Origin of the sequence: Devosia sp. RR2S18 (genome assembly GCF_030177755.1) — a bacterium.
GTDB classification, from domain to species: domain Bacteria; phylum Pseudomonadota; class Alphaproteobacteria; order Rhizobiales; family Devosiaceae; genus Devosia; species Devosia rhizosphaerae.
The window spans coordinates 1,734,800-1,758,129 of sequence record NZ_CP126539.1 but is presented as its reverse complement, the minus strand read 5'-3'; the positions used below and the strand labels follow the sequence as shown (position 1 = coordinate 1,758,129).

Genomic DNA, 23,330 nt, shown 5'->3' with positions numbered 1-23,330 from the left:
TCTGCCGCAAAGGGAACGCAACAAACCAAAAGAGCGCACCCAGCCGCAAGACCGGGTGCGCCCTGCCGAGTGGATTACTCGGCGCGTGGGGCCTTCTTCCACGGCTGCTTAGCCGGGATGACGTCGACCTTGCCGCCAGCCGCTTCAACAGCAGCAGTAGCACCCTTGGTCGCGTAGTCCACCTTGAAGGTGACGTTCTTGGCGGTGAAGCCTTCGGCGCCGATGAGGCGCACGCCGTCGCGCGGGCGACGGATTACACCGGCATCAACCAGGGCCTGGGCGTCGATGACACCCTTGGCGTCCAGCTTGCCGCTGTCCATATAGGCCTGGATGCGGTCAATGCGGATCTGGTTCCAATCCTTGGGATTGAAGGAATTGAAGCCACGCTTTGGCATACGCATGTGAAGGGGCATCTGGCCGCCTTCAAAGCCATTGATCGCAACACCGGAACGGGCCGTCTGGCCCTTGCCGCCGCGGCCACCGGTCTTGCCGACGCCCGAGCCAATGCCACGGCCGACGCGCACGCGTGGCTTGTTGGCACCGGGATTGTCGCGAAGTTCGTTCAAACGGGTCATTTGTCGGACCTTCTCTGCTACTCGCCGACGACGCGGACGAGGTGCGGGATCTTGTTGATCATGCCGCGAACTTCGGGCGTATCAACCAGCTCGCGCTGCTTGTTCATCTTGTTGAGCCCGAGACCGATCAGGGTCGCGCGCTGGCTCTTTTCGCGGCGGATCGGAGAACCGATCTGCTGCACGGTGATGGTCTTGTCCTTGGCCATTGCTTTTCTCCGGCTCCGGATCAGGCTTCGGAAACCGCAGCTTCGCCACGGCGAGCCTGCAGTTCCGATACCTTGAGGCCGCGACGAGATGCGACCGAGCGAGGGCTGTCGACGCGCTTAAGCGCATCGAAGGTGGCCCGCACCATGTTGTAGGGGTTGGCAGTGCCCTGCGACTTGGCAACGATGTCGTTGATGCCAAGCGTTTCGAACACAGCGCGCATTGGACCGCCGGCGATAATGCCGGTACCTGGAACGGCTGCACGCAGGATGACCTTACCGGCGCCGTGACGGCCATGCACGTCGTGGTGCAGGGTACGGGCATCGCGCAGCGGCACGCGGATCATGGTGCGCTTGGCCTGCTCGGTGGCCTTGCGGATCGCCTCGGGAACTTCACGGGCCTTGCCGTGGCCGAAACCGACGCGACCCTTCTGATCGCCAACAACCACGAGTGCGGCGAAGCCGAAGCGACGACCACCCTTGACCACCTTGGCCACGCGGTTGATGTGGACCAGGCGATCGACGAATTCGCTTTCGCGCTCTTGAACGTCTCTGCTCATAATTTCTTTCCTCGCCGTGTTAGAACTGCAGGCCGCCCTCACGGGCAGCGTCTGCAAGGGCCTTCACACGGCCATGATAGATGTACGACCCGCGGTCGAAGACGACTTCGGCAACGCCGGCCTTGGTGCCGCGCTCGGCGATCAGCTTACCAATCGTGGCAGCGGCCTCAGCGGTACCACCATTCTTGACCGAGGACTTGATGTCCTTGTCGAGCGTAGAGGCGGCAGCCAGAGTACGACCGGTCGTGTCGTCGATGATCTGGGCGTAGATGTTCTTGTCCGAACGGAACACGGACAAACGAGGACGACCGAAGGCACGAGCCTTGAGCGCCTTGCGGACACGAGCCTTGCGGCGTTCCGCACCTTTTGCACTGATAGCCATAGGTGGCGCTCCTTACTTCTTCTTGCCTTCTTTGCGGAACACTTGCTCGCCAAGGTACCGCACACCCTTGCCCTTGTAGGGCTCGGGGGGACGCCAAGAACGAATGTTCGCTGCAACCTGGCCAACTTGCTGCTTGTCAGAACCGGTAACGACGATTTCCGTCGGTGCCGGCACGGCAAGCGTGATGCCCTGGGGGGCCTCGTAGACGACTTCATGGCTGAAGCCAAGCGACAGCTTGACATCCTTGCCCTGCATCGCGGCGCGGTAACCCACACCCTGGATGGCCAGGCGCTTCTCAAAGCCCGCACTGACACCCGTTACCAGGTTCTGAATCAGTGCACGGGTGGTACCCCAGGCCGCACGCGCTTCACGCGTATCGTTGGCGGGCTGGACGACGACGCCGTCATCCCCCTGCTCCACATTGACGATATCCATGAGCTGCATGCTCAGTTCGCCCTTCGGGCCCTTGGCGGTGACGGTACGACCATTGATCGTGACTGTAACGCCGCTCACCGGTGCAACCGGTTTCTTGCCAGTACGTGACATTTGTATTTCCTTGAGTAATCGTCTTACCACGATTCCAAGGCCATAAGGCCTTAGAATACGCGGCAGAGTACCTCGCCACCAACATTGGCAGCCTTGGCTTCGTGGTCGGCCATCACACCCTTGGGGGTGGAGAGGATCGACACACCAAGACCGTTAGCCACCTGCGGAATATTCTTAACCGAAGCATAGACGCGACGGCCGGGACGCGAAACGCGCTCGATCGTGCGGATAACCGGGTCATTCTCGGAGTACTTGAGTTCAATCTCGTACTCTGCAGCGCCGTTCTCGAACTTGGTCTCCGAGTAGCCGCGGATGAAGCCTTCGGACTGGAGCACGTCCAGCACGCGGCCCCGCAGCGTAGAAGCCGGGGTCGAAACGGAATTCTTGCGACGCAGCTGGGCGTTGCGGATGCGTGTCAGCATATCGCCGATAGGATCGGAAAAGCTCATCTCGATGTTCTCCTTACCAGCTCGACTTCACGAGGCCCGGAATCTGGCCCATATTGCCAAGCTCACGCAGAGCGATACGGCTCATCTTGAGCTTGCGATAGAAGCCACGGGGACGACCCGAGACTTCGCAACGGTTGCGCACGCGGACCTTGGCCGAGTTGCGCGGCAGTTCGGCCAGCTTGAGCTGAGCCGCGAAGCGCTGGTCCATTGGGATCGACTGATCCTTGGTCTGCGCCTTGAGGGCAGCGCGCTTGGCAGCATACTGCTTTGCGAGCGTGGCGCGCTTCTTGTTCTTTTCGATGGAGCTGGTCTTTGCCATGTCCTGATCCTTTTTCCCTTCCCTATCCGCTTACTGGCGGAAGGGGAAGTTGAATGCCTTAAGCAGCGCGCGCGCCTCATCATCGGTGGTGGCCGTCGTGGCGATCACGATGTCCATACCCCAAACCTGATCAATCTGATCATAGTTGATCTCGGGGAAGATGATGTGTTCCTTGATGCCCATGGCATAGTTGCCACGACCGTCAAAGGAGTTCGGGTTCAGCCCGCGGAAGTCGCGAACACGCGGCAGCGCGATGTTCACCAGACGGTCAAGGAACTCATACATGCGCGTCTTGCGCAGGGTGACCTTGACGCCAAGCGGCATGTCTTCACGCACCTTGAAGCCGGCGATCGACTTGCGAGCATGAGTGACAACAGGCTTCTGGCCGGCAATCTTCTCGAGCTCGGCCGCAGCGTTGCGGACCTTCTTGGTGTCGTTGACAGCCTCGCCAACGCCCATGTTGAGGACGATCTTGTCCAGGCGCGGCAGCTGCATCACGTTCTTGTAGCCGAACTGCTCGCGCAGGGCCGGCTTGATCGCGTTTTCATATTCGGTCCGGAGACGCGGAATGTAAGCGGTCTCAGCCATCGATCGAATCTCCGGTCGACTTGGCGACGCGAGTCTTCACGCCGTCTTTGATCTGGAAACCAACGCGGCTGGGCTTGCCATTCGCATCGGCGATCGCGAGGTTCGACAGGTGGATCGGCGCTTCCTTGGTGAAGATGCCGGCATCGGTCGACGCGGTCTGCTTGGTGTGGCGGCGGACCAGGTTGATACCCTGAACCAGTGCCTTGGTCTCGGTCGGAATGACGGACAGGACCTGGCCGGTCTTGCCCTTGTCCTTGCCGGTGAGGACGACGACCTTATCGCCCTTTTTGATCTTTGCGGCCATTACAGCACCTCTGGTGCAAGCGAGATGATCTTCATGTGGTTCCGAGCGCGAAGTTCGCGTGGAACTGGTCCGAAGATACGTGTGCCGATTGGTTCTTTATTATTGTTGATCAGAACCGCGGCGTTCTTGTCGAAACGGATGACGGTGCCATCGGGGCGGCGAATGTCGAACGCGGTGCGAACCACCACGGCCTTCATGACCTGACCCTTCTTAACGCGGCCACGCGGAATAGCGTCCTTGACCGAAACGACGATAATGTCGCCGACCGAGGCGTATTTACGATGCGAACCGCCCAGCACCTTGATGCACATGACGCGACGTGCGCCGGAATTATCCGCGACGTCGAGATTGGACTGCATCTGGATCATGACTGGATGCCTTCTTGATTACCGGCAGCACCGTCATCCGGCGCGCCGACCTAAACTAAAATTCTCTTACGCAGACTGCGAAGAAGAAGCTTCCTGGACCAGGGCCCAGCGCTTGTTCTTGCTGATCGGCGCGGTTTCTTCGATCCAAACGGTCTGACCGACCTTGGCCACGTTGTTCTCGTCGTGAGCGTGGTACTTCTTGGAACGACGCACCGTCTTCTTGAGAAGCGGGTGCGTGAAACGGCGCTCGACACGGACCACGATGGTCTTGTCGTTGGCGTCGGAGACGACAGTCCCCTGCAGAACGCGCTTTGGCATGGCTTTTATTCCTTACTTAGCTGCGTTCTTTTCGGCCAGGATCGTCTTGACCCGCGCGATATCGCGGCGGACCTTCTTGACCTGGTCGGGCTTTTCCAGCTGCTGGGTAGCACGCTGGAAACGCAGGTTGAACTGTTCTTTCTTGAGGTCGACGAGCTGATCCTTCAGTTCGTCTGCGGTCTTGCTCCGCACATCACTGGATTTCATACTCGTTGTCCTTAGTCGGCAATGCGGGTAACAACCCGCGTCATGATCGGCAGCTTCATTGCGCCGAGGCGCAGGGCTTCCTTGGCAACGTCTTCCGGCACACCATCGATCTCGAACACGATGCGGCCCGGCTTGACGCGAGCGGCCCAGTATTCCACCGAACCCTTGCCCTTACCCATACGAACTTCGGTCGGCTTCTTGGAAACCGGCACGTCCGGGAAAATGCGGATCCAGACGCGACCCTGACGCTTCATCTCGCGGGTGATCGCGCGGCGAGCCGCCTCGATCTGGCGAGCAGTAACGCGCTCGGGCTCGGTCGCCTTGAGAGCATACTGACCGAAGGCCAGCTCGGTGCCGCCCTTGGCATTGCCATGGATGCGGCCCTTGTGGGCCTTGCGGAACTTGGTCTTCTTAGGTTGCAGCATAATGAACTAACCTTCTTATGCGCGTTCGCGGTCGCGATCGCCGCGGTCAGACCGCGGGCCGCGTTCACTACGCTGACCGCCTTCGTTACCTTCGGTAGCGCGACGCTCATGAGCGCTCGGATCGTGCTCAAGGACTTCGCCCTTGAAGATCCAAACCTTGATGCCGATGATGCCGTAGGTGGTCTCGGCTTCAGCAGTGCCATAATCGATATCGGCGCGCAGGGTGTGCAGCGGCACACGGCCTTCGCGGTACCATTCGGTACGGGCGATATCGGCACCACCCAGACGGCCACCAACGTTGACGCGGATACCGCCGGCGCCCATGCGGATCGCCGTTTGCACAGCGCGCTTCATGGCACGACGGAAGGCCACGCGGCGTTCCAGCTGCTGGGCAATGCCCTGAGCAACCAGCGTCGCATCAGTCTCGGGCTTGCGCACTTCAACGATGTTGATGTGCACTTCGCTGTCGGTGAACTTCTTCACCTTGGCGCGGATCTTGTCGATGTCAGCGCCCTTCTTGCCGATCACGATACCCGGACGAGCAGTGTGGATCGACACGCGGCACTTCCGGTGCGGACGCTCGATGACGATCTTGGAAACGGCAGCGGCCTTGAGGTCGCTCAGCAGCATTTCGCGGATCTTCAGGTCTTCCTGCAGCAGCGTGCCATATTCGCCCTTGTTGGCGAACCAGCGGCTGTCCCACGTACGGTTGATGCCGAGGCGGAAGCCGATTGGATTGATCTTCTGGCCCATTATGCGGCCTCCTCAACTTGCCGCACGACGATCGTCAGATGCGAGAACGGCTTTTCGATGCGCGAAGAACGACCACGACCGCGGGCGGTGAAACGCTTCATCACCAGCGAGTTGCCGACAAAGGCTTCGGCAACGACGAGGGCGTCGGTGTCGAGTCCATGGTTATTTTCGGCGTTGGCAATGGCGCTCTCGAGCACCTTCTTGACCTGGCCGGAGATGCGCTTGTGGCTGAATTCGAGTTCGGCCAGAGCCTTCTCGACCTTCTTGCCACGGATCAACTGCGCGACGAGGTTCAGCTTCTGAGGGCTGATGCGCAGCATGCGCAGAACAGCCTTAGCCTCGTTATCCTTGAGAGCGCGCTCAGTCTTTGGCTTGCCCATCTTACTTCCTCTTGGCCTTCTTGTCGGCCGCGTGACCGTAGTACGTCCGGGTCGGCGCGAATTCACCGAACTTGTGGCCGATCATGTCTTCGGTCACGTTGACCGGGATATGCTTCTGACCGTTATGGACGCCGAAGGTAATACCAACGAACTGCGGCAGAATGGTCGATCGGCGGCTCCAGGTCTTGATCACATCGTTGCGACCAGACGACTGCGCCTTCTCGGCCTTCTTGAGCATGTAGCCGTCGACGAACGGCCCCTTCCAGATTGAACGGGTCATGGCTTACCTGCCCTTCTTCAAGTGACGGCTACGAACGATGAACTTGTCCGTCGCCTTATTGCTGCGGGTCCTCTTGCCCTTGGTCGGCTTGCCCCATGGGGTCACCGGGTGACGGCCACCAGAGGTACGGCCTTCACCACCACCATGCGGGTGGTCGATCGGGTTCATGGTCACACCGCGGTTGACGGGCTTGCGGCCCAGCCAACGGTTACGACCGGCCTTGCCGAGCGAGGTGTTGGAGTGGTCCTGGTTGGAAACCGCGCCAACAGTGGCGAGGCACGAACCATGGACACGACGCTGCTCGCCCGAGTTGAGGCGCAGGATAGCCCAACCCTGATCGCGACCAACATACTGAGCATAGGCACCTGCCGAACGGGCGACCTGCCCACCCTTGCGGGGCTTGAGCTCAATGTTGTGCACGATGGTACCGACGGGCATACGCTCGAGCGGCATGGCGTTGCCGGGCTTCACGTCGACGGTGTTCATCGACGAGATAACCTTGTCGCCAGCAGCAAGGCGCTGCGGAGCCACGATATAGGCAAGCTCACCATCTTCGTATTTGATCAGCGCGATCCAAGCCGTGCGGTTGGGATCGTACTCAAGCCGCTCGACCGTAGCGACGGCGTCGAAACGCACGCGCTTGAAGTCGATCATGCGATAGGTACGCTTATGTCCGCCACCACGATGGAACGAGGTGATGCGGCCGCGATTGTTGCGACCACCGGACTTCGAAAGGCCTTCGGTCAGGGTCTTGACCGGCTTGCCCTTCCACAGTTCCGAACGGTCGGTCGTGACCAGCTGACGACGGCCTTCGGAGGTGGGATTGTAAGTTTTTAGAGCCATTTGTCTGTCTCTTGTCCCTTAGAGGCCGGTCGAAATATCGATCGACTGGCCGTCGACGAGGGTCACAACGGCCTTCTTGACGTCGTTGCGCGTACCGATACGGCCACGGAAGCGCTTCACCTTGCCCTTACGGACCAGGGTGTTCACTGTCTTGACCTTGACCGAGAAGAGCTGCTCGACGGCAGCCTTGATGTCGGTCTTGTTAGCATCGATCGCCACGTCGAAAACGACCTGGTTGTGCTCCGAAGCCATCGTGGACTTTTCAGTCACGACGGGGTTGCGGATGATGTCGTAAGCGCTGAGCTTGTTCATGCGAACCTCGCTTCCAGCGCTTCAAGCGCTGCCTTGGTCAGGACGAGCTTGTCACGCTTGAGGATCGAAACGACATTGATCCCCTGCACCGGCAGCACGTCGATATTCGGAATGTTGCGAGCGGCCAGAGCAAAGTTCTGGTCGACAGCAGCACCGTCGATGATCAGCGCGTTGGACCATTCGAGCTTGCCGAAGGTCGTCCGGAGCGCTGCGGTCTTGGCTTCGTTCTGGACAACAGAGTCAACCACGATCAGCGAGCCGTCCTTGGCCTTGGCAGACAGGGCGTGCTTGAGAGCCAGAGCCCGGACCTTCTTGGGCAGGTCGATCGCGTGGCTACGCGGGGTCGGACCGAATGCACGGCCACCACCACGGAACTGGGGAGCCTTGCGATCGCCATGGCGAGCGCCGCCCGAGCCCTTCTGCTTCACGAACTTCTTGCCGGTGCGTGCACCTTCAGAACGGTTCTTGACGTCGTGCGTGCCAGCCATAGCTTTGAGCTGCTGGTAGCGGACCATGCGGTGCAGGATGTCCTGGCGGACTTCCAGACCGAACACGGTATCGGCAAGATCAACCTTGCCGGCAGCCTTGCCGTCGAGGGTTGTTACCTTGAGTTCCATTTACTTACCTTCCCCCGCGACTTCGGCGGCGGCCTTGAACGAGCCCGGGAAGGCAGCGCCCTGGGGAGCCGGCTTCTTAACCGCGTCCTTGATCATGATCCAAGCGCCCTTGGCGCCCGGAACCGAACCCTGGATCATGATCAGCCCGCGCTCAACGTCGGTCTTGACGACCTTGACGTTCTGCGTGGTGATGCGACGATCGCCCATATGGCCCGGCATCTTCTTGTTCTTGAAGGTCTTGCCGGGATCCTGACGACCACCGGTAGAACCGATCGAGCGGTGCGAAACCGACACACCGTGCGACGCACGCAGACCACCGAAGTTCCAGCGCTTCATACCGCCGGCAAAACCCTTACCGATCGAAGTACCGGTGACATCCACCAGTTGGCCTTCGACGAAATGGTCGGCCTGCAGCGTGGCGCCAACCTCGATGAGGTTCTCGGCGTCGACGCGGAATTCAGCGACGTGGCGCTTCGGCTCGACCTTGGCAACGGCGAACTGGCCGCGCTCTGCCTTGGTCGTGTTCTTTGCCTTGGCCTGGCCGGCGCCGAGCTGCAGCGCGACATAGCCATCCTTTTCGGCAGTCCGCTGGCCCACCACCTGGCAGTTCTGCAGTTCCAACACCGTGACCGGAACGTGCGAGCCGTCCTCGGTGAAGATGCGGGTCATGCCCAGCTTCTGTGCGATCAATCCAGAACGCATCGGTTATTACCTTCTCTCTTGGCGCCGTACCGGGTCATGACTTCAGAGGACCCTTTGTTTGGTAGGCGCGAAACTCGTGTGCTTTTTAGAGCTTGATTTCGACGTCGACGCCGGCGGCGAGATCGAGCTTCATCAGCGCATCAACCGTCTGGGGAGTCGGGTCCACAATGTCCAGCAGACGCTTGTGGGTCCGGATCTCGAACTGTTCGCGCGACTTCTTGTCGATGTGCGGCGAACGGTTGACGGTAAACTTATCAAGTCGCGTCGGCAGCGGGATTGGGCCGCGAACCTGCGCGCCCGTCCGCTTTGCAGTGTTGACAATCTCACGGGTCGACGAGTCGAGCACGCGATGGTCAAACGCCTTAAGCCGGATGCGAATATTCTGACCGTTCATCTTCTCAAATCCTGACGAAAAAGGATCGCGGCGCGCGATCATCCGCGCGCCGCGAATGTTTCAGAGAAACTTACTTCAGGATCTTCGCGACGACGCCGGCGCCGACGGTGCGGCCACCCTCACGGATAGCGAAGCGGAGCTTCTCTTCCATGGCGATCGGAACGATGAGCTGAACGTTCATGTTGATGTTGTCGCCCGGCATCACCATTTCCGTGCCTTCAGGCAGGGTCACGATGCCCGTCACGTCAGTCGTACGGAAGTAGAACTGGGGACGGTAGTTGCCGAAGAACGGAGTGTGGCGGCCGCCTTCTTCCTTGGTGAGGATATAAGCCTCAGCAACGAAGTCGGTGTGCGGGGTCACGGAACCGGGCTTGCAGAGAACCTGGCCGCGCTCCACCTGGGTGCGGTCGATACCACGGATCAGCGCGCCGATGTTGTCGCCAGCCTGGCCCGAGTCGAGCAGCTTGCGGAACATTTCAACGCCGGTAACGGTGGTCTTCTGGGTTGCCTTGATGCCGACGATCTCGACTTCTTCACCAACCTTGACGATACCGCGCTCAACACGACCGGTCACAACAGTACCACGACCCGAGATCGAGAACACGTCTTCGATCGGCATCAGGAACGGCAGGTCAACCGGACGCTCTGGCTGCGGAATGTACTCGTCGACATTGCGCATCAGTTCCAGAACGGCGTCGTGGCCGAGCTTCTGGTCCGAGTTCTCGAGCGCGGCCAGAGCCGAACCCTTGACGATCGGAATGTCGTCGCCGGGGAATTCGTACGAGCTCAGGAGCTCGCGGACTTCCAGCTCAACGAGCTCGAGCAGTTCCGGATCGTCGACCATGTCGCACTTGTTCAGGAACACGACCAGAGCTGGCACGCCAACCTGACGAGCAAGCAGGATGTGCTCGCGGGTCTGGGGCATTGGGCCGTCAGCAGCCGACACAACCAGGATCGCGCCGTCCATCTGGGCCGCGCCGGTGATCATGTTCTTCACATAGTCAGCGTGGCCGGGGCAGTCGACGTGAGCGTAGTGACGGTTCGCGGTCTCGTACTCGACGTGAGCGGTATTGATGGTGATACCGCGGGCCTTTTCTTCGGGGGCCGCGTCGATTTGGTCGTACGCCTTGAAGGTTGCGCCACCGGTCTCAGCCAGGACCTTGGTGATCGCTGCGGTCAGCGAGGTCTTGCCATGGTCAACGTGACCGATCGTGCCGATGTTGCAGTGAGGCTTATTGCGGGAAAATTTTTCCTTAGCCATCGCTTTTCTCCGTATTCGTCAGCCCGGAGGCCAACCTCTCGTTTCAGTTTTTAAGTTAGGCGTACTTGGCCTGGACTTCGTCGGCGACCGCCTGCGGAACCTGTTCGTAGTGGTCAAAGACCATCGTGTACTGTGCACGACCCTGGCTCATCGAGCGCAGCGAGTTCACGTAGCCGAACATGTTGGCAAGCGGCACAAAGGCGTTCACGACCTGGACAACACCACGGCTTTCAGTGCCCTGAATCTGCCCACGACGCGAATTGAGATCGCCAATGACGTCGCCCATGTAGTCTTCCGGCGTGACAACTTCAACCTTCATGATTGGCTCGAGAATTTTCGGGCCAGCTTCACGAAGAGCTTCACGGAAGCCCGCACGTGCGGCGATTTCGAAGGCGAGGACCGAAGAGTCGACGTCGTGGTAGGCACCATCGACGAGCGTCACCTTCACGTCCACCACCGGGAAGCCGATCAGCGGGCCTGCGCCCATGACTGATTCAACACCCTTGGATACGCCAGGGATGTACTCCCTCGGCACAGCGCCACCAACGATGGCGTTGACGAACTCAAGACCCTTGCCAGCCTCACCGGGCTCAACAATGAGCTTGATGCGCGCGAACTGACCCGAACCACCCGACTGCTTCTTGTGGGTATAGTCCTTGTCAGTCTTGCGGGTGATCGTCTCGCGATAGGCCACCTGCGGCTGACCGATATTGGCCTCGACCTTGAACTCGCGGCGCATGCGGTCGACAAGAATGTCGAGGTGAAGTTCACCCATGCCCGAGATGATTGTCTGGCCGGATTCTTCGTCGGTCTTGACGCGGAACGACGGATCCTCGGCAGCTAGGCGATTGAGCGCGAGGCCCATCTTTTCCTGATCGGCCTTTGACTTGGGCTCCACCGAGATATCGATAACCGGCTCGGGGAAGATCATCCGTTCGAGGATAACCTGGGAGCTCGTCGGGCAGAGCGTATCGCCGGTCGTGGTATCCTTGAGGCCAACGATCGCGACGATGTCGCCAGCATAGGCTTCAGTGATCTGCTCACGGCTATTGGCGTGCATCTGGAACATGCGGCCGACGCGCTCGCGCTTGCCTTTGACCGTGTTTTCCAGCTGCGCACCGGCTTCGAGGTGACCCGAATAGATGCGGCAGAACGTCAGCGTACCCATGTGCGGGTCGTTGGCGATCTTGAAGGCCAGCATCGACAGCGGCTCGCTGTCGTCAGCGTGACGCTCGATCTTCTCTTCGGTCTTGGCATCGATGCCCTGGATAGCAGGAACGTCGATCGGAGCCGGCAGGAAGTCAACCACACCATCAAGCAGAGGCTGTACGCCCTTGTTCTTGAAAGCGGAACCCGCATAGACCAGGAAGAACTTGGTGTCGATCACGCCGCGACGCAGCAGATGACGGATGGTCATGTTGTCCGGAGCCTGGCCTTCCAGGTAGGACTCCATAGCCGCATCGTCCATTTCCACGGCCGCTTCAATCATCTGCTCGCGGTACTTCTCGGCCGACGCACGCATGTCTTCAGGGATCTCGACGACATCCCACTGCGCGCCGAGCTCTTCGTTGCGCCAGACCAGTGCGTTCATCTCGATCAGGTCGACAACGCCCTTGAACTCGTTCTCGGCGCCGATTGGCAGCTGCACGGGAACGGCCTTGGCGCCGAGGCGTGAGCCGATCATCTCGACACAGCGGTAGAAGTCGGCACCGATCTTGTCCATCTTGTTGACGAAGATCAGACGCGGAACATTGTACTTGTCAGCCTGACGCCAGACGGTCTCGGTCTGCGGCTCAACACCAGCATTGGCATCAAGCAGCGCGATCGCACCGTCGAGCACGCGCAGCGAACGCTCAACTTCAATGGTGAAGTCCACGTGGCCGGGGGTGTCAATGATGTTGAAGCGGTGCATGGTGCCATCGCGACCCTTCCAGAAGGTCGTGGTAGCAGCCGAAGTGATGGTGATCCCGCGTTCCTGCTCCTGCTCCATCCAGTCCATGGTAGCAGCGCCGTCATGGACTTCGCCGATCTTATGGGACTTGCCGGTGTAGTAGAGGATACGCTCGGTCGTGGTGGTCTTACCGGCATCGATGTGAGCCATGATGCCGAAGTTGCGGTATTTGCCGATTTCGTAATCGCGAGCCATCGGTAATCCTTCCTACCAGCGGTAGTGCGAGAAGGCACGGTTGGCGTCAGCCATACGATGCGTATCTTCGCGTTTCTTGACGGCCTGACCACGGCCATTCATCGCATCCATGAGCTCGCCCGACAGGCGCTCACGCATGGTGTTCTCGCCGCGCTTGCGGGCGGAGTCGATCAGCCAGCGAATGGCAAGGGCCTGCTGACGGTCGGCACGAACTTCGACCGGAACCTGGTACGTGGCACCACCAACGCGGCGCGAACGGACTTCAACAGCCGGACGAATGTTGTCCAGAGCGCCGTGGAACACGGTGATCGGATCCTGCTTGGACTTCGACTCGACGATCTCGAAGGCGCCATAGACAATCGACTCTGCAGCCGACTTCTTGCCGTCCTTCATGAGGGAGTTCATGAACTTGGTGACAACCAGATCGCCAAACTTGGGATCGGGAATGACGTCACGCTTCTCTGCGCGGTGGCGACGGGACATGACTCAAATTCTCCTTACTTCGGCCGCTTCGCGCCGTACTTCGAACGGCGTTGCTTGCGGTCCTTGACGCTCTGCGTATCGAGAACGCCGCGGAGCACGTGATAACGAACACCGGGAAGGTCGCGAACGCGGCCACCACGGATCAGGACCACGGAGTGCTCCTGCAGGTTGTGGCCTTCGCCCGGAATATACGAGATGACTTCGCGCTGATTTGTCAGGCGAACCTTGGCAACCTTACGGAGAGCCGAGTTCGGCTTCTTCGGGGTCGTCGTATAAACGCGAGAGCAAACGCCGCGCTTTTGCGGGTTCGCTTCCATGGCCGGAACCTTGTTCCGCTTTGGCTTGCTGGCGCGTGGCTTGCGGATCAGCTGATTAATGGTGGGCATTGCGCTCTTTCCATCGTCCAAAATTTAGTTCGGTCAACACAAGCAAACCAAAACGGCGCTCACCCGACACCATATTGGAGCCGGCAGCGCCCTAATTGCAGCGGACCACCCGCCTTTCGGCAGCAGTCATGCGCACAAGGATTTGCTTCGTCTAGTTACCCGACAGTGTGTTTGATTGTCCTGGATTCCCGCGCTAGGTGGCAGGGACCCGGTGTGACAATCACGACCGACCGCTAAGGTAGGCGCTGTTTAGAGCCGATGACTCGCGCCGTCAAGGATTCTTTCTTGAAAAATCCGGGAGCGAGCCATGCGGAAACTTTCGAACACTTGGCGGTGATAAGGGCGTTAACCTCTCGCAGAGCAGTCGAGTTGACCCATCCGCATCTTTCAGGTCGCGTTCAAATATGTAGGATCGTCCACTAGGTTTGCATCCCCACGCCGCGTGGGAAGGCAGCAATAAAGGGGGGAAGACAAGTGAAGCTCACCACTTTCTGGGCCGGGGCTGGGATGCTGTTGGCGATGACGGCTGCGCCCCTAGGACAGGAATTGCTGACGGCAGCGGACACCTCCGAGATCCTCAACATAGCGCAGAGCTTTGGATCAGCTAACCTCGTAACCCAGTCCAATGGCGATCCGCAGATCTCGGGAAAGATCAACGGAATTGCCTACCAAGTCTATTTTCGCAACTGCAGCAGTAACGAAGACTGCGAAGATCTGAACTTCTACCTCGGCTTTCTAGATATAGAACCTAGTCTGGAAGTCATTAATACCTGGAACTACAACATGCGCTTCAGCCGCGCCTATCTGGACGAGGATGAGGATGCCTGCGTGGAAATGGATGTCGACCTCGCCCCTGGCGTCACGAAGGCGTATCTCCAGGCTCAGTTCGGGATATGGGAGCGTGTCCTCAACCAGTATGCGGAGTATGTCGGCTACCGTTGAGGCGCTTGGAAGCGGCCGATCCATCTAGCGGAGTGAACAAAGAAAAGGGGCCCGAAGGCCCCTTCCCTATTTCTGCAACGTGGTTTGATCTTACTCGGCCGCAGGAGCCGGGATCTGCACCGTGTTCGCCTGGCGACGGCGCTCGTCGAGGATGAGGTCGTCGCGCTTGGTGGCGATCTGCTTGGCAGCCGAGATTCCCGCACCCGTACCGGCCGGAATCAGGCGACCAACGATGACGTTCTCCTTGAGACCTTCGAGCAGGTCGGCCTTGCCCGAAACCGCAGCTTCCGTAAGGACGCGAGTGGTTTCCTGGAACGAGGCCGCCGAGATGAACGAGCGGGTCTGCAGCGACGCCTTGGTGATGCCCAGCAGGACCGGATTGGCCGTTGCGGGCTTCTTGCCTTCGGCAACAAGCGCGTCGTTGAGCTCGTCGAAATCCAGCTTATCGAGCTGCTCATCCTTGAGCAGGCCAGAATCACCGGGCTCCACGATCTCAACCTTCTGCAGCATCTGGCGAACGATCACCTCGATGTGCTTGTCGTTGATCAACACGCCCTGCAGTCGATAGACCTCCTGGATCTCGTTGACGAGGTAACGAGCAAGCTCTTCCACGCCCTTAATTGCCAGGATGTCGTGCGGTGCCGGATTGCCGTCGAGGATGTACTCGCCCTTTTCGATCGGGTCGCCTTCCTGAAGGTGGAACGGCTTACCCTTAGGGATCAGGTACTCCACCGGATCGGCACCGTCCTCGTTCGGCTCGATAATGACGCGACGCTTGTTCTTGTAGTCGCGACCGAAGCGGATGGTACCATCGATCTCGGCGATGATGGCGTGATCCTTCGGACGACGAGCCTCGAACAGTTCGGCAACACGCGGCAGACCACCAGTGATGTCCTTGGTCTTGGCCGATTCCAGCGGAATACGGGCAAGCACATCACCCGGCGAGACCTTCTCGCCTGGTTCGACCGCGATAACCGCGTCGACCGACAGCAGATACCGGGCATCGCCACCACGATCGGCCTTGGCAACCTGACCACCCCGAGCAATTGCAAGGGCTGGCTTGAGACCTTCGCCACGCTGGCTGGAGCGCCAGTCGATGACCACGCGCTTGGTGAAGCCGGTTGCTTCGTCGGTGTTCTCCGCCACCGAGGCACCGTCGACGAGATCCTCGAACACGACCTCACCCTCGACTTCGGCGAGGATTGGACGGGTGTAGGGGTCCCATTCGGCCAGACGTTGGCCACGACGAACCTGGTCACCTTCCTTGATGAGCAGCTTGGAGCCGTAGGCAACCTTGTGGGTCGCACGTTCCTTGCCGTCGCTATCGAGAATGGCGAGTGAGACGTTACGGGCCATGACGACCAGACGGCCGCCTTCGACCATGGCAACGCTCGGGTTACGGATGGCAATGGTGCCCTCCGCGCCAGCTTCCAGGAACGAGGTATCAACCACCTGCGCGGTACCACCAATGTGGAACGTCCGCATGGTGAGCTGTGTCCCGGGTTCACCGATCGACTGCGCCGCGATGACGCCGACGGCTTCGCCCATGTTGACCGGCGTACCACGTGCCAGGTCACGGCCATAGCAAGCCGCACAAGTGCCCTGACGCATGTCGCAGACCAGCGGCGAGCGAATGCGGATGGACTGAATGCGGGCTTCCTCGATGACCTCGACGTGCTTTTCTTCCAGGAGCGTCCCCTTGGGAGCGATCAGATCGCCCGTCAGCGGATGGAAAATGTCGTCGGCCGCGGTACGGCCCAGCACGCGCTGCCCGATCGAGGCAACAACCTGGCCAGCGTCAACGATCGGCTCCATGGTGAGGCCACGCTCGGTGCCGCAGTCTTCGGCAACGATGATGGCGTCCTGCGCCACATCGACGAGACGACGGGTCAGGTAACCCGAGTTCGCAGTCTTCAACGCCGTATCCGCCAGACCCTTACGGGCACCGTGGGTGGAGTTGAAGTACTCGAGAACGTTGAGGCCTTCCTTGAAGTTAGCCGTGATCGGCGTCTCGATGATCGAGCCGTCCGGCTTGGCCATCAGGCCACGCATGCCGGCAAGCTGCTTCATCTGCGCCGGCGAACCGCGCGCACCCGAATGGCTCATCATGTAGACCGAGTTGATCGGCTTTTGACGACCGGTCTCCTCATCGATCTGCACGGTGCGGATCGCGTCCATCATCTCTTCGGCGACCTTGTCACCGCACTTGGCCCAAGCGTCGACAACCTTGTTGTACTTTTCGCCCTGAGTGATCAGGCCGTCATTGTACTGCTGCTCGAACTCCTCGACCTGCTTACGGGTCTGATCCACGATCGTATACTTGGACGCAGGGATAACCATGTCGTCCTTGCCGAACGAGATGCCGGCATCGCAAGCATTCTTGAAGCCAAGCTGCATGACGCGGTCACAGAAGATGACCGTCTCCTTCTGACCACAACCGCGATAAACGGTATCGATCATCTTAGAGATCATTTTCTTGGTCATCAGCTGATTGGCCGTCGAGAACGGCACAGCAGGGTTCAGCGGCAGGATCTGACCGATCAGCATGCGACCAGGGGTGGTCTCCACGATCTGAGTGGTCTTGTTGCCGTTCTCGTCCCAGGCAGGAACGCGACCTTTGATCTTGGTGTGGAGCGTAACGACCTTGTTGTCGAGCGCGTGCTCGAGCTCGGCGAACGAGCCGAACACCATGCCTTCGCCCGGCTCACGCTCGTTCATGAGAGAGAGATAGTAGAGGCCCAGCACGATGTCCTGCGACGGTACGATGATCGGCTGACCATTCGCCGGATGCAGGATGTTGTTGGTCGACATCATCAGAACGCGCGCTTCCAGCTGCGCTTCGAGCGACAGCGGAACGTGCACAGCCATCTGGTCACCGTCGAAGTCGGCGTTGAAGGCCGAGCAGACGAGCGGATGCAGACGGATGGCCTTGCCTTCAATCAGGATGGGTTCGAAGGCCTGAATGCCAAGGCGGTGAAGCGTCGGTGCGCGGTTAAGCAGAACCGGGTGCTCACGGATCACCTCGTCCAGGATATCCCAGACCTCCGGCTTTTCCTTTTCCACCAGCTTCTTGGCCTGCTTCACCGTCGAGGAGAAGCCCTTGGCCTCGAGACGCGAATAGATGAAGGGCTTGAACAGCTCGAGCGCCATCTTCTTGGGAAGACCGCACTGGTGCAGCTTGAGGTTCGGGCCCACGGTGATCACCGAACGCCCGGAATAGTCGACGCGCTTGCCAAGCAGGTTCTGGCGGAACCGGCCCTGCTTGCCCTTGAGCATGTCGGATAGCGACTTCAGCGGACGCTTGTTGGCACCGGTGATGGTGCGGCCACGGCGGCCGTTGTCGAACAGCGCGTCCACAGCTTCCTGCAGCATGCGCTTTTCGTTGCGGATGATGATGTCCGGAGCACGCAGTTCGATCAGGCGCTTCAACCGGTTGTTGCGGTTGATAACGCGGCGATAGAGATCGTTGAGGTCGGAGGTGGCGAAGCGGCCACCATCCAACGGCACCAGCGGGCGCAGCTCGGGCGGAATGACCGGAATGACGGTCATGATCATCCACTCGGGCTTGTTGCCCGAAACGATGAACTGCTCGACGATCTTGAGGCGCTTGGCCAGCTTCTTTGGCTTCAGCTCGGTGGTCGCCTCGGCGATCTCCACGCGCAGGTCGGCCGCGATCTTCTCGAGGTCGAGTGCAAGCAGAATGTCGCGAATAGCCTCAGCGCCGATCTTGGCGGTGAAGCTGTCAGCGCCGTATTCGTCCTGGGCGTCGAGGAACTGCTCTTCAGTCAGAAGCTCGTTCTGGGTGAACGGCGTCAGACCGGGATCGAGAACCACGTAGTTCTCGAAGTAGAGGATACGCTCGATGTCCTTCAGCGTCATGTCGAGCAGCAGTGCGATGCGGCTCGGCAGGGACTTAAGGAACCAGATGTGGGCGACGGGGGCGGCGAGTTCGATGTGGCCCATGCGCTCGCGACGGACGCGGCTGAGGGTGACTTCGACACCGCACTTCTCGCAGATGACGCCCTTGAACTTCATGCGCTTGTACTTGCCGCACAGGCATTCATAGTCCTTCACGGGGCCAAAGATGCGCGCGCAGAACAGACCATCGCGTTCAGGCTTGAACGTACGATAGTTGATCGTCTCGGGCTTCTTGATCTCGCCGTAGGACCAGCTCAGGATCTTTTCGGGGCTGGCGATGGAGATCTTCATCTGATCGAAGGTCTGCACCGGAACCGCCGGGTTGAACGGATCCATGACGTGGGAATGATGATTCATCAATTCTCTCCTCTATCCGTTCAGGATGCGATTATGAACGCATTCTGAACGGAAGTTGATAGGGTTTGGAAGTGCCGGATTATTCCGCCGCTTCCTGAGGAGGAGCGAGCTCCGCTTCGGCTTCCGAGTCCGGTCCGGCAATCTCGCGGTTCTCGAGCTCGACATTGAGACCGAGCGACCGGATTTCCTTGACCAGAACGTTGAAGCTTTCCGGGATACCCGCTTCGAAGGTGTCGTCGCCGCGGACGATCGCCTCGTAGACCTTGGTACGACCAGCAACGTCGTCCGACTTGATGGTGAGCATTTCCTGCAGCGTATAAGCAGCGCCATACGCCTCCAGAGCCCAGACCTCCATCTCGCCAAAGCGCTGACCACCAAACTGGGCCTTGCCGCCCAGCGGCTGCTGGGTAACGAGCGAGTACGGTCCGATCGAACGGGCGTGGATCTTGTTGTCCACAAGGTGGTCCAGCTTGAGCATATAGATATACCCAACGGTCACCTGCCGGTCGAACTGCTCGCCACTACGGCCGTCAAAGACGGTCGACTGACCCGAGCCCTTGAGCCCTGCCCGCTCGAGCATCACGACGATGTCGGCTTCCTTGGCACCATCGAACACCGGCGTAGCGATCGAAACACCCTTGGAAAGGTGCTCTCCCAGGCGGATCAGGCCATCATCGTCCAGATCGGTGATCGAGGTGTCGCCCTCAAAGAGGGTAGCCACCTCGTTACGCAGCGGTGTCAGATCGCCCTTCTGCTGGTAGATGCGAACCATCTCGTCGATTTTGCGACCCATGCCGGCACAAGCCCAGCCCAGGTGCGTCTCGAGGATCTGGCCCACATTCATGCGCGAAGGAACGCCCAGTGGGTTCAGCACGATATCGACCGACGTACCGTCTTCAAGGTACGGCATGTCTTCCACTGGCACGATGCGGGAAACCACACCCTTGTTGCCGTGGCGACCAGCCATCTTGTCGCCTGGCTGGATCTTGCGCTTGGTCGCGATGAAGACCTTGACCATCTTCATCACGCCGGGCGGAAGTTCGTCACCGCGCTGCAGCTTGTCCACCTTGTCGATGAAGCGCTGCTCGAGCAGACGGCGGCTCTCCTCATACTGAGCGTGGAGGGCTTCCATCTCGGCCATCACCTTGTCGTCGTCGACGGCAAACTGCCACCACTTGGACCGGGGCTGGGCCTCGAAGATCGAGTCGTTGAGCTTGGTGCCGACCACGTAGCCTTTGGGACCAGCAGTGGCAGCCTTGCCAAACAGCATCTCTTTGAGACGCGCATAAACGTTACGGTCGAGGATCGACTGCTCGTCGTCACGGTCCTTGGCGAGACGTTCGATTTCCTCGCGCTCGATAGCCATGGCGCGCTCGTCCTTGTCGATGCCGTGGCGATTGAACACGCGCACTTCAACAACAGTACCAGCATCGCCCGGCGGCACGCGGAGCGAGGTATCACGAACGTCGGAAGCCTTCTCGCCGAAGATGGCGCGGAGGAGCTTTTCTTCCGGCGTCATCGGGCTTTCGCCCTTGGGCGTGATCTTGCCGACGAGAATGTCGCCAGGGGCAACTTCCGCACCGATGTGGACGATACCGGCTTCGTCGAGGTTCTTAAGCGCTTCTTCCGACACGTTCGGAATGTCGCGCGTGATTTCCTCGGGGCCGAGCTTGGTATCGCGGGCCATCACTTCATATTCCTCGATGTGGATCGAGGTGAAGACGTCCTGCATCGCGATCTTTTCGGAAAGCAGGATGGAATCTTCGAAGTTGTAGCCATTCCACGGCATGAACGCGACGAGCACGTTGCGGCCCAGGGCGAGATCGCCCAGTTCAGTGGAGGGACCATCGGCGATGATGTCACCGGCGTTGATGTGGTCGCCCACAACCACCAGCGGACGCTGGTTGATGCAGGTCGACTGGTTCGAACGCTGGAACTTCATCAGGTTGTAGATGTCGACGCCCGACTTCGACGCATCGGTTTCTTCCGTTGCGCGAATAACAATACGGGTGGCGTCCACCTGGTCCACGATGCCCTTGCGCTTGGCCACGATGGCAGCGCCCGAGTCACGAGCCACCACCGCTTCCATGCCGGTGCCCACATAGGGAGCCTCGGCACGCAGCAGCGGCACAGCCTGACGCTGCATGTTCGAGCCCATCAGAGCACGGTTAGCGTCATCGTTTTCAAGGAACGGGATCAGCGAGGCGGCAACCGACACCATCTGCTTGGGGGAAACGTCCATAAGGTCGACGTTTTCCTTTGGCGTCAGGCCGTTGTCACCAGCGTGGCGAGCCACAACCAGATCGTCCTTGAGCGTGCCATCCGGATTGAACTGCACGTTGGCCTGAGCGACGTAGTGCTTGGCCTCTTCCATGGCGGAAAGGTAGACCACGTCCTCGGTCAGCTTGCCGTCCACGATCTTGCGGTACGGAGTTTCGATGAAACCGTACTTGTTGACGCGGGCGAAGGTCGACAGCGAGTTGATCAGACCGATATTGGGGCCTTCCGGCGTCTCGATCGGGCAGATACGGCCATAGTGCGTCGGGTGCACGTCACGGACTTCGAAGCCAGCACGCTCGCGGGTGAGACCACCTGGTCCAAGAGCCGAGAGACGGCGCTTGTGCGTGATTTCCGAAAGCGGGTTGGTCTGGTCCATGAACTGGCTGAGCTGGGACGAGCCAAAGAACTCGCGCACGGCGGCGGCCGCCGGCTTGGCGTTGATCAGGTCCTGCGGCATGACCGTATCGATTTCGACCGAGCTCATGCGCTCCTTGATGGCGCGTTCCATGCGGAGCAGGCCAAGGCGGTAGGAGTTCTCCATGAGTTCGCCAACCGAACGGACGCGGCGGTTACCCAGATTGTCGATGTCGTCGATCTCGCCACGTCCATCGCGCAGGTCGACCAATGTGCGAACGACCTCCACGATATCTTCCTTGCGGAGGGTCCGCATGGTGTCAGGAGCGTCGAGTTCGAGACGCATGTTCATCTTGACGCGACCTACGGCCGACAGGTCGTAGCGTTCGGAGTCAAAGAACAGCGACTGGAACATGGCCTCGGCCGTCTCAACGGTCGGCGGCTCGCCTGGGCGCATCACGCGGTAGATATCGAAGAGCGCGTCTTCCCGCGACTCGTTCTTGTCCACGGCAAGCGTGTTGCGGAGATAGGCACCGATGCTGATGTGGTCGATATCGAGAACTGGCAGCTCGTCGAAGCCCAGCTCGACCATCTTGGTGAGCGTCTTCTCGTCCAACTCGTCGCCGGCTTCCATGTAGACCTCACCGGTCTTCATGTTGATGAGGTCCTCGGCGACATACATGCCGTAGAGGTCTTCATCGGTAGCGAGCAGATGCGTTAGGCCTTCCTCGGCCAGCTTCTTGGCCTGGCGCGCAGACAGCTTCTTGCCGCCTTCGTGCACGACGTCGCCGGTCTTAGCGTCGATCAGGTCGCGGCTAGGCTTTGCGCCCTTCCACTTCTCGGCATCGTAGGGAACGCGCCAGCCCTTCTCGGTCTTTTCGTACTGCAAGGTGTTGTAATAGGTCGCGAGGATTTCCTCGGCGTCCATACCCAGGGCCTTGAGCAGTGAGGTGACCGGGATCTTACGACGACGGTCGATACGCGCATAGACGATGTCCTTGGCGTCGAACTCAATGTCGAGCCAGGAACCACGATAAGGAATGATACGGCCAGCAAACAGCAGCTTGCCGGACGAGTGTGTCTTGCCCTTGTCGTGATCGAAGAACACGCCCGGCGAACGGTGCATCTGCGAAACGATAACGCGCTCGGTGCCGTTCACGATGAAGGTGCCGTTAGACGTCATGAAGGGCATGTCGCCCATGTAGACGTCCTGCTCCTTGATGTCCTTGACAGAGCGAGCACCGGTCTCCTCGTCCACCTCGAAAACGATCAGCCGCAGCGTCACCTTGAGCGGGGCAGCGAACGTGATGTCGCGCGCACGGCACTCGTCAATGTCGTACTTGGGCTGCTCGAACTCGTACTTCACGAATTCGAGAGAAGCGGTATTGGAGAAGTCCGTGATCGGGAAAACCGAGCGGAAAACGGACTGAAGCCCCTCATCGGGGCGGCCGCCTTCTGGCTCGTCCACAAGGAGGAACTGATCATAGGAGGCCTTCTGAACCTCGATCAGGTTGGGCATCTCCGTGACTTCGCGAATGGAACCGAAGGACTTGCGGACCTTGCGGCGGCCGTTGAACGTGGTAGCCATAAGGGCTCCTCTTCTTTAGCGATTGTCTCGGAGGCACATATCCAAAGACCCGACTATCAGCCGTCGGGTATCGGGATATATGCCCGGTAT

General features: G+C 59.7%; 28 protein-coding genes. 1 reads left to right on the top strand and 27 read right to left on the bottom strand.

Going from position 1 to position 23,330, the window contains the following annotated elements:
- Nucleotides 1–74 precede the first annotated feature (74 nt).
- The 25 genes from rplO to rpsL all read right to left on the bottom strand — a co-directional run bounded on the left by rplO (nucleotide 75) and on the right by rpsL (nucleotide 13,801).
- Nucleotides 75–575, bottom strand: coding sequence for a 50S ribosomal protein L15 (gene rplO / locus QOV41_RS08700; RefSeq protein ID WP_284580846.1), 501 nt, complete (start codon nucleotides 573–575; stop codon nucleotides 75–77).
- Nucleotides 576–592: 17 nt separating this feature from the next.
- On the bottom strand, nucleotides 593–781 hold the full coding sequence (gene rpmD, locus QOV41_RS08695) for a 50S ribosomal protein L30 (RefSeq protein ID WP_284580844.1): 189 nt from the start codon (nucleotides 779–781) through the stop codon (nucleotides 593–595).
- A 20-nt stretch (nucleotides 782–801) separates the two neighbouring features.
- Nucleotides 802–1,338 carry a 30S ribosomal protein S5 gene (gene rpsE, locus QOV41_RS08690; protein ID WP_284580842.1) on the bottom strand — a complete coding sequence of 179 codons (537 nt, stop codon included), beginning with the start codon at nucleotides 1,336–1,338 and terminating at the stop codon, nucleotides 802–804.
- A 19-nt stretch (nucleotides 1,339–1,357) separates the two neighbouring features.
- Nucleotides 1,358–1,720 (bottom strand): 50S ribosomal protein L18, encoded by a 363-nt coding sequence (gene rplR / locus QOV41_RS08685; protein WP_284580840.1) that lies wholly within the window; start codon nucleotides 1,718–1,720, stop codon nucleotides 1,358–1,360.
- A 12-nt stretch (nucleotides 1,721–1,732) separates the two neighbouring features.
- Nucleotides 1,733–2,266: a 50S ribosomal protein L6 gene (gene rplF / locus QOV41_RS08680; RefSeq protein WP_284580838.1), complete on the bottom strand. Its 534-nt coding sequence runs from the start codon at nucleotides 2,264–2,266 to the stop codon at nucleotides 1,733–1,735.
- Nucleotides 2,267–2,316: 50 nt separating this feature from the next.
- The gene (rpsH, locus tag QOV41_RS08675; RefSeq protein WP_284580836.1) at nucleotides 2,317–2,715 is read right to left on the bottom strand and encodes a 30S ribosomal protein S8; all 399 of its coding nucleotides are present in this window, start codon (nucleotides 2,713–2,715) and stop codon (nucleotides 2,317–2,319) included.
- Nucleotides 2,716–2,728: 13 nt separating this feature from the next.
- Nucleotides 2,729–3,034, bottom strand: coding sequence for a 30S ribosomal protein S14 (gene rpsN, locus QOV41_RS08670; protein WP_284580833.1), 306 nt, complete (start codon nucleotides 3,032–3,034; stop codon nucleotides 2,729–2,731).
- A gap of 30 nt (nucleotides 3,035–3,064) precedes the next feature.
- Complete coding sequence (gene rplE / locus QOV41_RS08665) at nucleotides 3,065–3,622, bottom strand: 50S ribosomal protein L5 (protein WP_284580832.1); 558 nt, start codon at nucleotides 3,620–3,622, stop codon at nucleotides 3,065–3,067.
- Nucleotides 3,615–3,926 (bottom strand): 50S ribosomal protein L24, encoded by a 312-nt coding sequence (rplX, locus tag QOV41_RS08660; RefSeq protein WP_284580831.1) that lies wholly within the window; start codon nucleotides 3,924–3,926, stop codon nucleotides 3,615–3,617. The genes rplE and rplX overlap by 8 nt, the downstream gene beginning before the upstream one ends.
- On the bottom strand, nucleotides 3,926–4,294 hold the full coding sequence (rplN, locus tag QOV41_RS08655) for a 50S ribosomal protein L14 (protein WP_284580830.1): 369 nt from the start codon (nucleotides 4,292–4,294) through the stop codon (nucleotides 3,926–3,928). The genes rplX and rplN overlap by 1 nt, the downstream gene beginning before the upstream one ends.
- A gap of 66 nt (nucleotides 4,295–4,360) precedes the next feature.
- Nucleotides 4,361–4,612, bottom strand: a complete 252-nt coding sequence (rpsQ, locus tag QOV41_RS08650) for a 30S ribosomal protein S17 (protein WP_284580829.1) — start codon at nucleotides 4,610–4,612, stop codon at nucleotides 4,361–4,363.
- A 12-nt stretch (nucleotides 4,613–4,624) separates the two neighbouring features.
- A complete protein-coding gene (rpmC, locus tag QOV41_RS08645; protein ID WP_284580827.1) occupies nucleotides 4,625–4,819 on the bottom strand; it encodes a 50S ribosomal protein L29 in 195 nt (64 codons plus the stop codon).
- Between the two features lie 11 nt (nucleotides 4,820–4,830).
- Complete coding sequence (rplP, locus tag QOV41_RS08640) at nucleotides 4,831–5,244, bottom strand: 50S ribosomal protein L16 (RefSeq protein ID WP_284580825.1); 414 nt, start codon at nucleotides 5,242–5,244, stop codon at nucleotides 4,831–4,833.
- 15 nt (nucleotides 5,245–5,259) lie between these two features.
- The gene (rpsC, locus tag QOV41_RS08635; protein ID WP_284580823.1) at nucleotides 5,260–5,997 is read right to left on the bottom strand and encodes a 30S ribosomal protein S3; all 738 of its coding nucleotides are present in this window, start codon (nucleotides 5,995–5,997) and stop codon (nucleotides 5,260–5,262) included.
- Nucleotides 5,997–6,377 carry a 50S ribosomal protein L22 gene (gene rplV / locus QOV41_RS08630; protein WP_284580822.1) on the bottom strand — a complete coding sequence of 127 codons (381 nt, stop codon included), beginning with the start codon at nucleotides 6,375–6,377 and terminating at the stop codon, nucleotides 5,997–5,999. Before rplV ends, rpsC begins: the two co-directional genes overlap by 1 nt.
- A 1-nt stretch (nucleotide 6,378) precedes the next feature.
- Complete coding sequence (gene rpsS, locus QOV41_RS08625; RefSeq protein ID WP_284580820.1) at nucleotides 6,379–6,657, bottom strand: 30S ribosomal protein S19; 279 nt, start codon at nucleotides 6,655–6,657, stop codon at nucleotides 6,379–6,381.
- 3 nt (nucleotides 6,658–6,660) lie between these two features.
- A complete protein-coding gene (gene rplB, locus QOV41_RS08620; RefSeq protein ID WP_284580818.1) occupies nucleotides 6,661–7,500 on the bottom strand; it encodes a 50S ribosomal protein L2 in 840 nt (279 codons plus the stop codon).
- A gap of 18 nt (nucleotides 7,501–7,518) precedes the next feature.
- Nucleotides 7,519–7,812: a 50S ribosomal protein L23 gene (locus QOV41_RS08615; protein ID WP_284580817.1), complete on the bottom strand. Its 294-nt coding sequence runs from the start codon at nucleotides 7,810–7,812 to the stop codon at nucleotides 7,519–7,521.
- Nucleotides 7,809–8,429 (bottom strand): 50S ribosomal protein L4, encoded by a 621-nt coding sequence (rplD, locus tag QOV41_RS08610; protein ID WP_284580815.1) that lies wholly within the window; start codon nucleotides 8,427–8,429, stop codon nucleotides 7,809–7,811. Before rplD ends, QOV41_RS08615 begins: the two co-directional genes overlap by 4 nt.
- Complete coding sequence (gene rplC, locus QOV41_RS08605; RefSeq protein ID WP_284580814.1) at nucleotides 8,430–9,131, bottom strand: 50S ribosomal protein L3; 702 nt, start codon at nucleotides 9,129–9,131, stop codon at nucleotides 8,430–8,432.
- Between the two features lie 85 nt (nucleotides 9,132–9,216).
- Nucleotides 9,217–9,525 carry a 30S ribosomal protein S10 gene (gene rpsJ, locus QOV41_RS08600; protein ID WP_284581245.1) on the bottom strand — a complete coding sequence of 103 codons (309 nt, stop codon included), beginning with the start codon at nucleotides 9,523–9,525 and terminating at the stop codon, nucleotides 9,217–9,219.
- 70 nt (nucleotides 9,526–9,595) lie between these two features.
- Nucleotides 9,596–10,786, bottom strand: a complete 1,191-nt coding sequence (gene tuf, locus QOV41_RS08595) for an elongation factor Tu (protein ID WP_284580812.1) — start codon at nucleotides 10,784–10,786, stop codon at nucleotides 9,596–9,598.
- A gap of 55 nt (nucleotides 10,787–10,841) precedes the next feature.
- The gene (gene fusA / locus QOV41_RS08590) at nucleotides 10,842–12,932 is read right to left on the bottom strand and encodes an elongation factor G (RefSeq protein WP_284580811.1); all 2,091 of its coding nucleotides are present in this window, start codon (nucleotides 12,930–12,932) and stop codon (nucleotides 10,842–10,844) included.
- Between the two features lie 12 nt (nucleotides 12,933–12,944).
- Nucleotides 12,945–13,415 carry a 30S ribosomal protein S7 gene (rpsG, locus tag QOV41_RS08585; RefSeq protein WP_284580809.1) on the bottom strand — a complete coding sequence of 157 codons (471 nt, stop codon included), beginning with the start codon at nucleotides 13,413–13,415 and terminating at the stop codon, nucleotides 12,945–12,947.
- A gap of 14 nt (nucleotides 13,416–13,429) precedes the next feature.
- Nucleotides 13,430–13,801, bottom strand: coding sequence for a 30S ribosomal protein S12 (gene rpsL, locus QOV41_RS08580; protein WP_035080811.1), 372 nt, complete (start codon nucleotides 13,799–13,801; stop codon nucleotides 13,430–13,432).
- A gap of 474 nt (nucleotides 13,802–14,275) precedes the next feature.
- On the opposite strand from rpsL, the gene QOV41_RS08575 reads away from it, so the two are divergent.
- Nucleotides 14,276–14,743, top strand: a complete 468-nt coding sequence (locus QOV41_RS08575) for a YbjN domain-containing protein (RefSeq protein ID WP_284580807.1) — start codon at nucleotides 14,276–14,278, stop codon at nucleotides 14,741–14,743.
- Between the two features lie 90 nt (nucleotides 14,744–14,833).
- On the opposite strand, the gene rpoC is transcribed toward QOV41_RS08575, so the two are convergent.
- Both rpoC and rpoB read right to left on the bottom strand, forming a co-directional pair.
- Nucleotides 14,834–19,018 (bottom strand): DNA-directed RNA polymerase subunit beta', encoded by a 4,185-nt coding sequence (gene rpoC, locus QOV41_RS08570; protein WP_284580805.1) that lies wholly within the window; start codon nucleotides 19,016–19,018, stop codon nucleotides 14,834–14,836.
- 79 nt (nucleotides 19,019–19,097) lie between these two features.
- The gene (gene rpoB, locus QOV41_RS08565; protein WP_284580804.1) at nucleotides 19,098–23,240 is read right to left on the bottom strand and encodes a DNA-directed RNA polymerase subunit beta; all 4,143 of its coding nucleotides are present in this window, start codon (nucleotides 23,238–23,240) and stop codon (nucleotides 19,098–19,100) included.
- Nucleotides 23,241–23,330 lie beyond the last annotated feature (90 nt).